Raw genomic sequence first — 12,555 nt, 5'->3', positions numbered from 1 at the left:
CCTGCCAGAAAATCATCCCGCCATGAACGCGATTGCCCCCACACCAGGCCATGCGCCATGATACGGCCGCAAAAACGGGTCAGGGCCACACGGCCGGGACAGCCCATGCGGGCTGCTGGCGGGACATGCCGCCTGCATATGGTCTGGCACAGGGTCTGGCCCGTATGGTATGGCCCGCGTCCTTGTGGTGATGCATATGAGCGAGGCGGTAGAACACATGTTTTCCAGCGAGCAGAAATCAGCCATCGAGGCAGCCCGCGCCGGATGGGCCCAGACCCGCCGCCTGGTCGTGCCCGCAGTGGAAGACGTGCTGTATTCCCCCATTCCGGTGCTCGAGACCGGATTCGTGCGCGCGGTGGACTACATGGGCGGCGATAGCGGCATCGTGCAGGGCGCGCGCGTCTCCTACGGCAAGGGCACGCGCAGCACGTCCGATGACCGGGGCCTGATCCGCTACCTCATGCGCCACCGCCACACCAGCCCGTTCGAACTGGCCGTGATCAAGCTGCATGTGCGCGCGCCCATTTTCGTCACCCGCCAGTGGTTCCGCCACCGCACGGCCAGCATCAATGAATACTCGGCGCGCTACTCCGTGCTGGAGAAGGAATTCTACTTCCCCCGCCCCGAGGACATCGCCACCCAGTCCACCAGCAACAAGCAGGGCCGCGCCGATGCCCTGCCGCCCGAGCAGGCACAGCAGGTGCTCGACATCCTGCGTGATGACGCCGCGCGGTGCTACGACCACTATCTCGACCTGCTCAACGAAGACGAAAACGGCGAGAAGCGCGACCCCGCGCGCCCGGCCATCGCCCGCGAGCTTGCGCGCATGAACCTGCCGGTCAACATCATGACGCAGTTCTACTGGCAGATTAACCTGTGGAACCTGCTGCACTTCCTGCGGCTGCGCGCCGACAGCCACGCCCAGTACGAAATCCGCGCCTATGCCGACGCCATCCTGCAGATCGTGGAAAAATGGGCGCCGTTCACCTTCGAGGCGTTTACCGACTACATGCGCGATGCCGTGCTGCTGTCCGGCCCGGCGCTGCGCGTGCTGCGCGTGGCCATGAGTGGGCAGGATATCGATCCTGCAACCCACGGGCTGAGCAGGCGCGAGGCGCGCGAACTTGGCGAGATGTTCCCCGAAATCGCGCCCCGGCTGGTCCGCCAGGGCTGACCGGCGCGTTCAACAAAGCGTGATCCGGTGCCACCGCTCCGCTGCGGTGGCGTTGAGGGGATGTGGATTTTACGTCACACCCAACGCGGCAATTCTGCCAGCATCCCCTTCACCCCGGCCACTCCGGGCCGGGTTCAGCCCCATGTGCATCCTGCAGGGCAGCCACAATCTTCCCTCATCATCGGGCTAGCGGATTGCACAACAGCCATCCCATGCTAGAGAGTGACGCGAGAAAGGGGCGGTATCGCCCGGTTCAGGATTCTTGCAAACACATTGGGCCACCCCGCCATGCCAGCATGGCGGTGAAGCGAAGACAGAGGGAAGCGGAAACGAGTATGCGCGCAGAGACAGGATCGAATTCTTGGTCGTCCCGCCCGTTCCCGTCCCCGCGTCGACCGGCGCTGCGCGTCGTGGGGGTGATGCTGGGCCTGCTGGGGCTTGCCTCATGCGCGGCCCCGCCCCCTACCGACCCGGACGCCCTGGCTGAATACAAGGAAGCCAACGACCGCTACGAAAAGCTGAACCGCAAGGCCTTCGGCATTACCATGTGGGCCAACAAATACACCCTGCGCCCGGTGGCCAAGGCCTATATCTGGGCCGTGCCGCGCCCGCTGCGCAATGCGTTTGGCGGCCTGTACCAGACCATGAACGAGCCGGTGGTGTTCTTTAACGACGTGGGCGCAGGCAGGCCCCGCCGCGCGGGTGACGCCTTCGTGCGCTGGTGCATCAACATGACGGTCGGCATCGGCGGGCTGATCGATGTGGCGAACTATGCGGGCTACAAGCACCATGACAATGATGCCGGCCTGACACTGGCCACATGGGGCGTGCCCTCGGGGCCGTACCTGTTCCTGCCGGTGCTTGGCCCGTCCTCCTTCCGTGACGGCATCGGCTACGGCATCGACGTGGGCCTCTCGCCATGGAACTACGTGCCGCGTGGCTACGGGCTGCTGACCTTCAACTGGGCCTACAACATCATGGGCACCATCAATGGCATGGCCACCAATGTCGATGCGCTTGACCAGGTGATGAAGGATTCGCTCGATCCCTACGCCACCATCCGCAGCGCCTACCAGCAGCAGCGCAAGGCCATGGCCGAAGCCATAAAGAACGACCACCGGGCCACCGTGCCCGACTGGTACCACACGAAATAACCAATAAAGGGACACAGCGATGCAGAGATTCATCCCCCGTCGCCACGCACTGGCCCTGCTGGCAGCACTCGCCACCATGCCTGTTGCTTCAGCATGGGCGGTTGATGCCGGCGCGCAGGCCCGTTCCTTCGTCACCATGTTTGGCAGCAAGCTCGTTGGCGTGGTCAACAGCGATATCTCGCTGGAAAAAAAGAAGCAGGACATCCTGCCCCTGCTCGAACAGTATGTGGATGTTGACGCCATCGGCCGCTACTGCCTGGGCCGCTACTGGCGCACCGCAACCCCGGACCAGCAGGCCCGCTACATCAAGCTGTTCCATCAGGTGCTGGTCAACGCCATTACCGACAAGATCGGCGACTATCGTGGCGTGACCTTCGTGGTCGGCACAAGCGCCCCCTCGGGCGATGACACGGCTGTCTCTACCGTCATCAACCGCCCCGGCCAGCCGGGGGCCGATACGCAGTGGATCATCAGCACCGCCAGCGGCAGCCCCAAGGTGGTGGACGTGGTGGGCGAAGGGGCAAGCCTGCGCCTGACCCAGCGGCAGGATTACGGCTCCTTCATTGCACGCAATGGCGGCAATGTGGACGCCCTGCTGCGTGCGCTCGACAAGCAGATCGCCAACCATCACTAAAAAAACCTGCCCCTGCGGGGGCAGGCATGGCGCATAGACAAGCCGGTTTCACGCCGGCTTTTTTAATGATGGCGGCACGGACCCATTAGCCGTTTGATGTCCGGGTGCCTGATATGCCATAAGGGGCCGCCGCATGGCGCGATGCAGGAAGTCTTCCCTCTTCATTTTACGGGATTTTTGCACCGATGTTTTTTGCGATAACGCAGAAAGTATGCTCAAACCCCTCCTGTGCGTCGATTAACCCCATGCCCATATTGTCTTCAGCTTCATGACGTCCAAAGAGTCCCTGCCGCTTCCGGAATACAGCGTCGTTGTTCCCTGTTACAATGAAGGGGAAAACCTGCGTGTGTTCCATGAACGCCTCTTCAATGTCATGCAGATGACAGGGAAGACGTGGGAAGTCGTGTATGTCAATGACGGCTCGACCGATGATACGGCTGAAGTCATCACGGCCCTGGGGGAGAAGGCCGACAACATCGCCTATCTCAACCTGTCGCGCAATTTTGGCAAGGAAATCTGCCTCACCGCAGGGCTTGATCACGCGCGGGGAACGGATGCGGTCATCATCATCGATGCCGACCTGCAGGACCCGCCGGAAGTCATCACGGATCTGATCGCCGCCTATAAGGACGTGGACACGGTCTATGCGCAGCGGCGCTCCAGAAAAACGGATAGCTGGCTGAAGCGCCTTACCGCCTTTGTGTTCTACCGCGTTATGGTCGGCCTGAGCAACCGCATCACCATTCCGCCCGATACGGGTGATTTCCGCCTGATCAGCCGCCGCGCGCTTGATGCCCTCCTCTCGCTGCGCGAGCGCCATCGCTTCATGAAAGGGCTGTTCGCCTGGATTGGCTTTCCCAGCCGGGCCGTTTTATATGACCGCGATGCGCGCTACGGCGGCTACAGCAGCTTCAATTACTGGAAACTGTGGAATTTCGCGCTTGAAGGCATTACCTCCTTCACCACCGTTCCCCTCAAGATCGCCACCTATATCGGCCTGATCACATCCACTGTTGCGCTGTTTTATGGCACGTTCCTGCTGATCAGAACCCTGATTTTCGGCAATAGCGTTTCAGGTTATCCCAGCCTCATGACGGCCATCCTGTTTCTGGGGGGGATACAGCTCATGGCAATGGGCATCATAGGGGAATATCTGGGTCGTGTATTTAATGAAACCAAGCAACGCCCATTATATATTGTAGAGCGGTATGTAAATAATTCAAAAAAATGGGACTAAGGCAGTGAAAAAAGATCTTTATAAAAATAAAATATTCCTTTTTTCATTTATCATATCTGCCCTGTCCCTTGCCATCTTCGACCTCCAGACAATCCCGTTTGGGGGCCTGACCTATAGTACCTGCAAATGGGACTGCCTGTGGTACAGGGATATCATCCTGCACGGATACAGGCCCCAGACCTATCTGGTCCCTTACCAGATGGGCAAAGCCGCATGGCCGTTCTTTCCCCTTTTCCCCGGAATTGCAGCGTCTGTCCGGTATCTCACGGGCCTGAGTGCTGAAGCCTCGGCGCTGCTTGTCAATCAGGCGCTGTTTTTCCTGATGGTCACGGTTTCAGCCTTATATTATAGAAGGTTTATAAGTCAAAGTAAGTGTTATCTTTTTATAATACTACTCTGTCTCGCGCCATTCTCTCTTTGGTATAAAATACAATATACTGAATGCATATATGGCATACTCACCATATTCATTCTCTACCTGACACGCGAGCGGAAATATATGCCGCTCTTTGTCTGCGCTTTCCTGGTAACCCTGACACGCCCCACAGGCATCCTGCTGGTGGGAACATGTAGCGGCTATCTTATGCTCAATGCGCTTAAAACCCGGGATCTGAACGGTTTTTTAAACGGCGCTTTCCCGGTCATGATCGCAAGCCTGGGCCTGTCCCTTTACATGCTCTATCTTTATTACCTGACAGGCGATGCGCTGGCATTTTCGCACATGCAAAGTAACTGGGGGCGCTATTTCCGCTTTCCCGGCGCCTGGATCATCGACTCCATTACACACCGCCACCGGATCAATGGGGTGATCTCGGCTTTTATCGACATGTTTTTCCTGTATTACGGTTTCAGGAAGCGCATGTATCTGGAAACATCGGTCCTGCTGGTCACTTTCCTTGTGGCCCTGAGTTCAGGCGTTGATTCCCTGCATCGATACATCATGGGGAACCCTCTGTTCGTTATGATTTTCTGCCATATATTTGACAACAAAAGCAATAATTTCAGAAACTACACGGTTTTATGCCTGTTTTTCCTGAACATGGCCATTTCAGCCATGTGGTTCAACAATTCGCACTACTTTTTCTAGGCGAGGTTTCTGGCACGATGCCAAAAAAATTGATTATTTTCTTTTCATTATTGATCATGTCGTTCGACATATTCGTATTGATAAAGGCTGCGCACCCGACTGCAAGCGAGAACTATATCGACCATTTCATAAAAAAGACCGTGTCTACCGACCAATACAACTACAATGAGCTGCGCGCCGCCAACCACGAAACGGATGCCTGGCGCTTCAACCCGATATGCCAGCTCAAACACGGTCAATGTGTGCTGCAACAGACCCCATGACCCTATGGGGCCGTGAAGGATCAGTCCCCTTTCAGGATGGCGACATGGACCACGCCATCATGCGTCATCCAGCCCCGGTACATGCCATCGGTATTGAAGGGCATGGCGATATTGCCTTTGTCATCAACCAGGATCGCGCCGCCATCGCCGCCAAGGGCGGGGATTTCGTGGTTGATCACTTCATCGGCCGCCTGTGCCAGCGGCTCGTGCATCATCGTCACCCGCATGCAGATTTCATGGGCAGCAACCGTGCGAATGTAATATTCGCCCCAGCCCGTGCCTGACATGGCGCAGCCTGCATTGGCGTATGTACCCGCGCCGATGATGGGCGAATCGCCCACGCGGCCCCACATCTTGTCTGTCAGGCCCCCTGTCGAGGTTGCCGCGGCCAGGTGGCCGTTGCGGTCAAGCGCCACGGCGCCCACCGTGCCATGATGGGTATCGGCTTCCTGCGCCTGCTTCTGCCGGTCCTTCTCCAGTGCCTCCTGCAACTGCGCCCAGCGGCGGTCCGTGCGGAAATAGGCGGTATCCACCAGCGCAATGCCCTGTGTTCTGGCAAAGGCTTCCGCGCCATCGCCAATCAGGAACACATGGGGTGAATGCATCATGACGGCAGTAGCCAGCGTTATGGGGTTGCGTACATGCTTCACCCCCGCAATCGCGCCTGCCTGCAATGTCGCGCCATCCATGATGGCCGCATCCATTTCGTTCTGGCCGTCATGCGTAAAGACCGCGCCCTTGCCTGCATTGAATTCAGGGTTATCCTCAAGCACCTGCACGGCGGCTTCAACAGCCTCGACAGCGGGCCTGCCCGCTTTCAGCCTGGCATAACCGGTGCGCAACGCGCGTTTAAGCGCGGCCCTGACCGCTTTTTCACGCGCGGGTGTCATATCCTTGCGGATCACGCCCGCCCCACCATGAATGACCAGCACCGGATCAGCCGCATGGGCCGGCACCGCTACAGAACACAGCAGACAGGCCAGCGCCGCAGAAAGTCTTTTCACCCGTCAATCTCCCCGAAGAATCAAGGGAGCGAGTTTACAGAAATAATACGGACAGGAAACGATTACTTTCGCCCACAGCCAGGCTGCCTCTTTTGGAAAAAGGCGACACCCAAGAACTTTTCATCAATGCAGGCTGGCCCCTGAAGGCGCGCCACGCAGGCTATGATAGAGCAGGATATCCGGCCCACAGCCTTCAGGCCGGTCGGCGCACACACTCATGCCTGCCCCGCCAAAAACCTGCCGGGCCACGATGTCATGTTCGCGCACATAGGCAATGACGCGGCTCACCCCCGCATCATGCGCAAAGGCCAGCGCCGTGGTGGCGGCCTCACGTGATAGCGCCGTGTCACGCGCACCGGGCACCATGGTGAACTGTAATTCATGGCAGTCAGGCGCCGTGGCCGAAGGCTGCACGCCAGCCAGCCCGATGAAGCGCCCCTGCTGGCGCACGGCAAACATGCCCACGCCTGCGCGGCCCCAGCTCATGAGGTCGGTCAGCATGTCCTGCTCGCTCAGCATGCGGTTGCATACGCCGCCCGCCAGCCGCCCGGTCACGCCAGCGCTGGCCTTGAGCCGCACCACGTCCTCAAGGTCGGTCCATGAGACCGGATCAAGCTGCAGGTGGCCTGTCTGTATGTTATATCGACATCCCATGACTGCCTCCCCCAGAGCCGGTGCGTGAACCCGGTCTTTATTGAAGGCAGATAATGGGGCTGATGGCAAATGGAATCAGCGCTCGATGGGGCGGTACTTGATGCGGCTCGGCTCGGTTGCATCCGGGCCCAGGCGGCGGCGCTTGTCTTCCTCATAGGCCTGGAAGTTACCCTCGAACCATTCCACGTGGCTGTCGCCCTCAAAGGCGAGGATATGGGTGGCCAGACGGTCAAGGAACCAGCGGTCATGGCTGATGATGACGGCACAGCCCGCGAATTCGGCCAAGGCCTCCTCCAGCGCGCGCAGCGTATCGACATCAAGGTCGTTGGTCGGCTCATCGAGCAGGATCACGTTGCTTTCCTGCCGCAGCATCTTGGCCAGATGCACGCGGTTGCGCTCACCACCCGAGAGCACGCCCACCTTCTTCTGCTGGTCAGCACCCTTGAAGTTGAAGGCGCCGACATAGGCGCGCGACGGCACGGCGCGCTTGCCAAGGTAGATCACGTCGGTCCCGCCGGAGATTTCCTCCCACACGGTCTTGTCGTCATCAAGGCTGAAGCGCGACTGGTCCACGTAGCCGAGCTTGACCGTGTCCCCGATAACAAGCTTGCCGCTATCGGGTGTTTCCTGCCCCATGATCATCTTGAACAGGGTGGACTTGCCCGCGCCGTTCGGCCCGATCACGCCCACGATGCCGCCCGGCGGCAGCTTGAAGTTCAGGTCATCGATCAGCAGGCGGTTGCCAAAGCCCTTGCGCAGGTCCTCGGCCTCGATCACCGTGCTGCCAAGGCGGGGGCCGGGCGGAATGACGATATCGGCCACGCCGTTCGCCTTCTCGTTGTTCTGGGCCAGCATTTCCTCATAGCGCGCGATACGCGACTTGCTCTTGGCCTGGCGGGCCTTGGGCGAGGAGCCGATCCATTCCTGCTCGGCGGCAAGGGCGCGCTGGCGGGCACTCTCTTCTTTTTCCTCCTGCGCCAGGCGCTTGCGCTTCTGGGTCAGCCAGGAGGAGTAGTTGCCCTCGAACGGATAGCCACGGCCACGCTCGAGTTCCAAAATCCAGTTGGTGACGTTATCGAGGAAGTAACGGTCATGGGTAATGACCATCACGGTGCCTTCGTAGTCACGCAGCGTCTTTTCCAGCCAGGACACGCTTTCCGCATCAAGGTGGTTGGTCGGCTCATCGAGCAGCAGCAGGTCGGGCTTTTCAAGCAGCAGGCGGCACAGCGCAACACGGCGGCGCTCACCACCGGAGAGCTTGTCCACCGGGCTGTCGGCTGGCGGGCAGCGCAGGGCCTCGAGCGCGATCTCGAGCTTGCGGTCGAGTTCCCAGCCATCGCCCGCGTCGATCACTTCCTGCAGTTCGGCCTGTTCAGCCAGCAGGGTGTTCATCTCGTCATCGCTCATGGGCTCGGCGAACTTCATCGAGATCTCGTTGAAGCGGTCCACGGCCTTCTTCAGCTCGCCAAAGCCCAAGGCCACGTTCTCGCCAACGGTCAGGCTTTCATCGAGCTTGGGCTCCTGCTCGAGGTAGCCCACGCGCGCGCCCTCGGCCGCCCAGGCCTCGCCGCCGAATTCCTTTTCCACGCCTGCCATGATCTTGAGCAGCGTCGACTTGCCGGCACCGTTGACGCCGAGCACGCCAATCTTGACACCCGGCAGGAAGGACAGGGTAATGCCCTTGAAGACCTCACGCCCACCCGGATACGCCTTGGTCAGGTCCTTCATCACATAGACATATTGCGTGGCGGCCATGACGGTCGGCTCCTGATAAACTGGTGAGAAAATGGTCAAGTCAGCGCACGGCATGGGCTACAATCGGGGCATGCCCGCCGTGCCGCATGCTGAAAAGCCTGCGCCCGGCAGGACTTGAACCCGCAACCAAGCCGTTATGAGCGGCCCGCTCTAACCAATTGAGCTACGGGCGCGCAGGCAGCCCCTGATCTCGCGCATGTCGCGGGATTTGGCAAGATCAACGTGGCTTTTTGTGCGTAATTTTTTCCGCTGCCAGGGCGATATTGCCATAAAAAAAACAGGTTCATGATCTGGCTCATGGCTGGCCACCCTGCCACGGAACATGACTTGCACAGAAAACGGTGGGAGATGTAGCGTCACCCCCCGTTAATTCATGCTGCTCCGCTCCGGGGTGGCCCTTAACGCACATACAGGCAGCAGGAGGCCTGAACAGCAATGGACGTATCGAAGATTTCCCCCGGCAAGGACGTACCCAACGACATCAACGTCGTGATCGAAATTCCGCAGGGTTCAGGCGTCAAGTACGAAATCGACAAGGAGAGCGGCGCGCTGGTGGTGGACCGCATCCTGTTCACGCCCATGGTCTATCCGGCGGCCTATGGCTTCATTCCCAACACGCTGGCCGCCGATGGCGACCCGACCGATGCGCTGGTGCTGATGCCCGCCGCCGTTGTGCCGGGCGTTGTGGTCCGTGCGCGCCCCATCGGCGTGCTGCGCATGGAAGACGAGAGTGGCCAGGACGAGAAGATCATCTGCGTGCCGCACGACAAGGTGCATCCGTACTATTCCAACGTGGAAAAGCTCGAGGACCTGCCCGAGATCGTGCTCAAGGAGATCGAGCACTTCTTCACCCGCTACAAGGACCTGGAAAAGGGCAAGTGGGTCAAGGTTGCAGGCTGGGCCGACAAGAAGGTCGCGGGCGAAGTGATCCTTGAATCCGTCAAGGCCGTTGCTGGAAAATAAGACGTTACCGGATAAAAGTTTTTGGTGAAGCTTTTTTCAAGAAGCTTTGAAAGAACGCCGCCTTTTTGAAAAAAGGCGGCGCCCAAAAACTTTTATCCTCTTTATCAGGCAGCGTTGGTCAGCCCGCTGTCGGCGTGAGTGAGTTCCCCGATCAGCCGGTGGTAGCCCGCCATGTAGTCCTCCATGGCCAGCGTTTTGACGGCATGGACGCGGACATTGGCCCGCAGTCGCGCGGCCAGCCCTTCATCTTCCAGCAGTTCCACCACGCCCTGCGCAATGCGCCGTGGCGCGAGGAAGGGCACAAGCCGCGCGGTGCGGCCATCGTGCAGGAATTCCTCTACCGGCGCGGTCTGGCTGCCCACGATCGCGCAGCCACAGGCCATGGCCTCACGCAGGGACCATGACGCAACAAACGGGTATGTCAGGTAGACATGCGCGTCCGAGCGCTGCAGCAGGCGGCGAAAATCATCATATTTTATCCGGCCCGCAAAATGCACGCGCCGCAGGTCCAGCACGCTGCCCAGTTCGGCCAGCATGTACTGCCGCCATGTCTGCCCGCCCGGCGCGGCACTCCCATAACTGACCCCATCGCCACCTGCCAGCACCACCCGCGCATCGGGCCGCGCCCGCAGGATATGCGGCAGCGCACGCATGAACACATGGAACCCGCGATACGGCTCAAGGTCACGCGCAACATAGGTGACCAGTTTCTCGTCCGGCTGCACCACCACATCACCCAGCGTGAAGGGATGCAGGCGGGCCTGCGGGTTGGGCGCGCATTTTTGCAGGTCCACCCCTTCGGGCAGCAGGGTCAGGCGCGGGCGCGCCCAGTCAGGATAGGTCGCGTGCTGGAAGCGCGTGGGCGTATGCCCCCATCCCGGCTGGGCAAGAGCGAGCAGGTTGAGCGTATTGCGCGCGCGGATCAGGGGCGCCACATCGCTGGCGGGGGCAAATTCAGGGTCAAAACCCACATCCAGCCCGGTGGGATGATAGAAGAATTCATAATAACCCAGCAGCGGCACGCCGGGATACACATCCGTCAGGTCCAGCATCTCGCCCCAGCCATGGTGGCCGATGATGATGTCGGGCACATAGCCCAGGTCCCGCAGGGCGCGGGCCGCCTTTGCCACCGCCGCCGCGCGCTGCATGGCGCGCGCGAGTTCCGCCACCGGGCCGGAAGGGACCGGTTCCAGCGCGCCCGGCAGGCGATAGGACACCCGGCGCACGCCCGCCATGTGGGATGCGCCTGATTCGCTGATGAAAATGATCTCGTTGCCACCCTGCCCCCGCAGGTTGCGCAGCAGGTGCAGGAACTGGGCCGGAAAATTCTGGTGCACGAACAGATATTTCATGCCGTTCCCTCCCCGCCGCCTGCGGTCATGAACCGGCCAGCACGCCAGACCTGCGCGGCGCCCTGCCGCTACGGCGGGCCGATCTGGCGGGCGTGGCCGCGCCGCCGGGTTTGCGGTGCCACCAGGGCACGGGTCCCGGCGCGGCCTGCGCCTGCCCCGAACCTTTGCGCTGCGTGCCTTCTGGCTTTGTCACCTCAGGCGCCATCGTCGTGGCGGCGGGGGCCTCCGCCGCCCCGGTGGGTGCCATCCTGCCGGGGCGCTGGGGCGGAATACGCCTGCCCCGCCTGACCCGACCGGCAGGCGGCGCAGGGGCCACAGGCGGGGAGAGTGCCTCAAGCAACTGCTCTTCCATACGGTCATCAGCCAATACGGGCGCGCTTACGGCCGCTTCCGCCACAATGCGGGGCCGCACCACCACACGAAAGGACTCAAGCGGGGCCTGCGTTGCCGCCATGACCGGCGCATCCGCCACCGGCCCCATCCGGCTGCCATCGGTAAAACTGGCTTCCACCTGGCATTCACAGGCTTCAGCCGCCGCCCCCTTCAGCCGCACGCGCAGGCCAAGCAGGGGCAGCGCCATGCCCCGGCTGCCACAATACGCCCCCCCGCTCACCCACGGCGAGAACCAGTCCTGCCCCAGTACGGCCTGATATTCGAGATCATGCGGCGCAATGCCAGGGGCGGGCTGGATGGCAAACCCCTCCAGCCAGTGCCCGCTCCCGCTCTCTCCCATCCATGCGCCAAGCTCTGCCTGCACATCGCCGCGGTGCTGGATATGGGCCATCATGCGCCCTTCTGGCAGCGCGGGTGCGGCCTGTGCCACCCGTGCCGGCTGGGCTGCGGCAGGCCGGGCCGCAACCGGGCCGCCCAGGCGGACAATCTGCAGGGCAGGCAGTTCACCCGGCGCATCGCGATCGCGATAGGTAGTGACCAGCACCGCGCCACCGCCTGCGGGCACCGCCACCAGTGCTGCCCCCGCGCTAGCCCCGATCCAGCCCTGCGCATCAAACGTGCTGACCTTTACCCCATCGCCGCCCGGTGGCGCGCTGATGCGCATGCCTGTCAGCCTCCCAAACTGCGCGGGTGCGGGCGCGGCGGCGTGAAACAGGCAGTACAGCCCCGCATCCAGCCGCATGAGCCGCGCCGTGACATGCATGGTGTCGGGCTTGGCCACGGGTGCCGGTTCGCTTGCAGTCTGCATCAGGACCACTCCACCCACAATGAGGACGGCACGGGCACTGGAACAGGGGCGGGATAGGTCAAGGCGGGCCTCTTGCA

At 61.1% G+C, this 12,555-nt stretch carries 13 protein-coding genes and 1 tRNA gene; 7 read left to right on the top strand and 7 right to left on the bottom strand.

Annotation, left to right across the window (positions count from 1 at the left end; all coding sequences use genetic code 11):
• Positions 1–217: 217 nt before the first annotated feature.
• The 3 genes from thyX (at position 218) to HNW77_RS09280 (ending at position 2,962) form a co-directional block, all read left to right on the top strand.
• Positions 218–1,174 (top strand): FAD-dependent thymidylate synthase, encoded by a 957-nt coding sequence (gene thyX, locus HNW77_RS09290; protein ID WP_172157199.1) that lies wholly within the window; start codon positions 218–220, stop codon positions 1,172–1,174.
• A 419-nt stretch (positions 1,175–1,593) separates the two neighbouring features.
• The gene (locus tag HNW77_RS09285; RefSeq protein ID WP_187353223.1) at positions 1,594–2,328 is read left to right on the top strand and encodes an MlaA family lipoprotein; all 735 of its coding nucleotides are present in this window, start codon (positions 1,594–1,596) and stop codon (positions 2,326–2,328) included.
• A gap of 19 nt (positions 2,329–2,347) precedes the next feature.
• Positions 2,348–2,962 (top strand): MlaC/ttg2D family ABC transporter substrate-binding protein, encoded by a 615-nt coding sequence (locus HNW77_RS09280; protein WP_172157167.1) that lies wholly within the window; start codon positions 2,348–2,350, stop codon positions 2,960–2,962.
• A 166-nt stretch (positions 2,963–3,128) separates the two neighbouring features.
• Here HNW77_RS09280 and HNW77_RS09275 read toward each other — a convergent pair whose 3' ends face one another.
• Entirely contained in the window at positions 3,129–3,317 is a 189-nt protein-coding gene (locus HNW77_RS09275) for a hypothetical protein (protein WP_172157119.1), read from the bottom strand.
• Between HNW77_RS09275 and HNW77_RS09270 the strand changes: the two genes are divergently transcribed.
• From HNW77_RS09270 to HNW77_RS09260, 3 genes are read left to right on the top strand one after another with little or no spacing between them, the layout of a single operon-like run.
• Complete coding sequence (locus HNW77_RS09270) at positions 3,231–4,199, top strand: glycosyltransferase family 2 protein (RefSeq protein WP_172157165.1); 969 nt, start codon at positions 3,231–3,233, stop codon at positions 4,197–4,199. The genes HNW77_RS09275 and HNW77_RS09270 overlap by 87 nt on opposite strands.
• A gap of 4 nt (positions 4,200–4,203) precedes the next feature.
• Positions 4,204–5,286 carry a hypothetical protein gene (locus tag HNW77_RS09265; protein ID WP_172157163.1) on the top strand — a complete coding sequence of 361 codons (1,083 nt, stop codon included), beginning with the start codon at positions 4,204–4,206 and terminating at the stop codon, positions 5,284–5,286.
• 17 nt (positions 5,287–5,303) lie between these two features.
• The gene (locus HNW77_RS09260) at positions 5,304–5,549 is read left to right on the top strand and encodes a hypothetical protein (RefSeq protein ID WP_172157161.1); all 246 of its coding nucleotides are present in this window, start codon (positions 5,304–5,306) and stop codon (positions 5,547–5,549) included.
• A gap of 20 nt (positions 5,550–5,569) precedes the next feature.
• On the opposite strand, the gene HNW77_RS09255 is transcribed toward HNW77_RS09260, so the two are convergent.
• The 4 genes from HNW77_RS09255 to HNW77_RS09240 all read right to left on the bottom strand — a co-directional run bounded on the left by HNW77_RS09255 (position 5,570) and on the right by HNW77_RS09240 (position 9,135).
• Positions 5,570–6,553, bottom strand: coding sequence for an isoaspartyl peptidase/L-asparaginase (locus HNW77_RS09255; protein WP_172157159.1), 984 nt, complete (start codon positions 6,551–6,553; stop codon positions 5,570–5,572).
• A 123-nt stretch (positions 6,554–6,676) separates the two neighbouring features.
• Positions 6,677–7,207: a GNAT family N-acetyltransferase gene (locus HNW77_RS09250; RefSeq protein ID WP_172157157.1), complete on the bottom strand. Its 531-nt coding sequence runs from the start codon at positions 7,205–7,207 to the stop codon at positions 6,677–6,679.
• 75 nt (positions 7,208–7,282) lie between these two features.
• Entirely contained in the window at positions 7,283–8,962 is a 1,680-nt protein-coding gene (gene ettA / locus HNW77_RS09245; protein WP_172157155.1) for an energy-dependent translational throttle protein EttA, read from the bottom strand.
• A gap of 99 nt (positions 8,963–9,061) precedes the next feature.
• Positions 9,062–9,135: transfer RNA gene (locus HNW77_RS09240), tRNA-Ile, on the bottom strand.
• Positions 9,136–9,397: 262 nt separating this feature from the next.
• On the opposite strand from HNW77_RS09240, the gene ppa reads away from it, so the two are divergent.
• Positions 9,398–9,925, top strand: a complete 528-nt coding sequence (gene ppa, locus HNW77_RS09235) for an inorganic diphosphatase (RefSeq protein WP_172157153.1) — start codon at positions 9,398–9,400, stop codon at positions 9,923–9,925.
• A gap of 104 nt (positions 9,926–10,029) precedes the next feature.
• On the opposite strand, the gene HNW77_RS09230 is transcribed toward ppa, so the two are convergent.
• On the bottom strand, positions 10,030–11,277 hold the full coding sequence (locus HNW77_RS09230) for a glycosyltransferase family 4 protein (protein ID WP_172157151.1): 1,248 nt from the start codon (positions 11,275–11,277) through the stop codon (positions 10,030–10,032).
• Between the two features lie 25 nt (positions 11,278–11,302).
• The gene (locus HNW77_RS09225; RefSeq protein WP_241694376.1) at positions 11,303–12,478 is read right to left on the bottom strand and encodes a hypothetical protein; all 1,176 of its coding nucleotides are present in this window, start codon (positions 12,476–12,478) and stop codon (positions 11,303–11,305) included.
• Between the last annotated feature and the right edge of the window lie 77 nt (positions 12,479–12,555).

It is taken from the genome of Komagataeibacter melomenusus, assembly GCF_013155395.1.
Taxonomy (GTDB): Bacteria; Pseudomonadota; Alphaproteobacteria; order Acetobacterales; family Acetobacteraceae; genus Komagataeibacter; species Komagataeibacter melomenusus.
The sequence above is the reverse complement of the archived record's forward strand: the minus strand, read 5'-3'. Positions and strand labels throughout refer to the sequence as shown.

Bases quoted from the DNA above. Each gene is read 5' to 3' on its own strand.
- HNW77_RS09225 (WP_241694376.1), bottom strand. From the start codon at position 12,478: ATGCAGACTGCAAGCGAACCGGCACCCGTGGCCAAGCCCGACACCATG.
- HNW77_RS09285 (WP_187353223.1), top strand. From the start codon at position 1,594: ATGCTGGGCCTGCTGGGGCTTGCCTCATGCGCGGCCCCGCCCCCTACC.
- HNW77_RS09260 (WP_172157161.1), top strand. From the start codon at position 5,304: ATGCCAAAAAAATTGATTATTTTCTTTTCATTATTGATCATGTCGTTC.
- HNW77_RS09270 (WP_172157165.1), top strand. From the start codon at position 3,231: ATGACGTCCAAAGAGTCCCTGCCGCTTCCGGAATACAGCGTCGTTGTT.
- ettA (WP_172157155.1), bottom strand. From the start codon at position 8,962: ATGGCCGCCACGCAATATGTCTATGTGATGAAGGACCTGACCAAGGCG.
- HNW77_RS09250 (WP_172157157.1), bottom strand. From the start codon at position 7,207: ATGGGATGTCGATATAACATACAGACAGGCCACCTGCAGCTTGATCCG.
- HNW77_RS09275 (WP_172157119.1), bottom strand. From the start codon at position 3,317: ATGGAACACACGCAGGTTTTCCCCTTCATTGTAACAGGGAACAACGAC.
- HNW77_RS09280 (WP_172157167.1), top strand. From the start codon at position 2,348: ATGCAGAGATTCATCCCCCGTCGCCACGCACTGGCCCTGCTGGCAGCA.
- ppa (WP_172157153.1), top strand. From the start codon at position 9,398: ATGGACGTATCGAAGATTTCCCCCGGCAAGGACGTACCCAACGACATC.
- HNW77_RS09230 (WP_172157151.1), bottom strand. From the start codon at position 11,277: ATGAAATATCTGTTCGTGCACCAGAATTTTCCGGCCCAGTTCCTGCAC.
- thyX (WP_172157199.1), top strand. From the start codon at position 218: ATGTTTTCCAGCGAGCAGAAATCAGCCATCGAGGCAGCCCGCGCCGGA.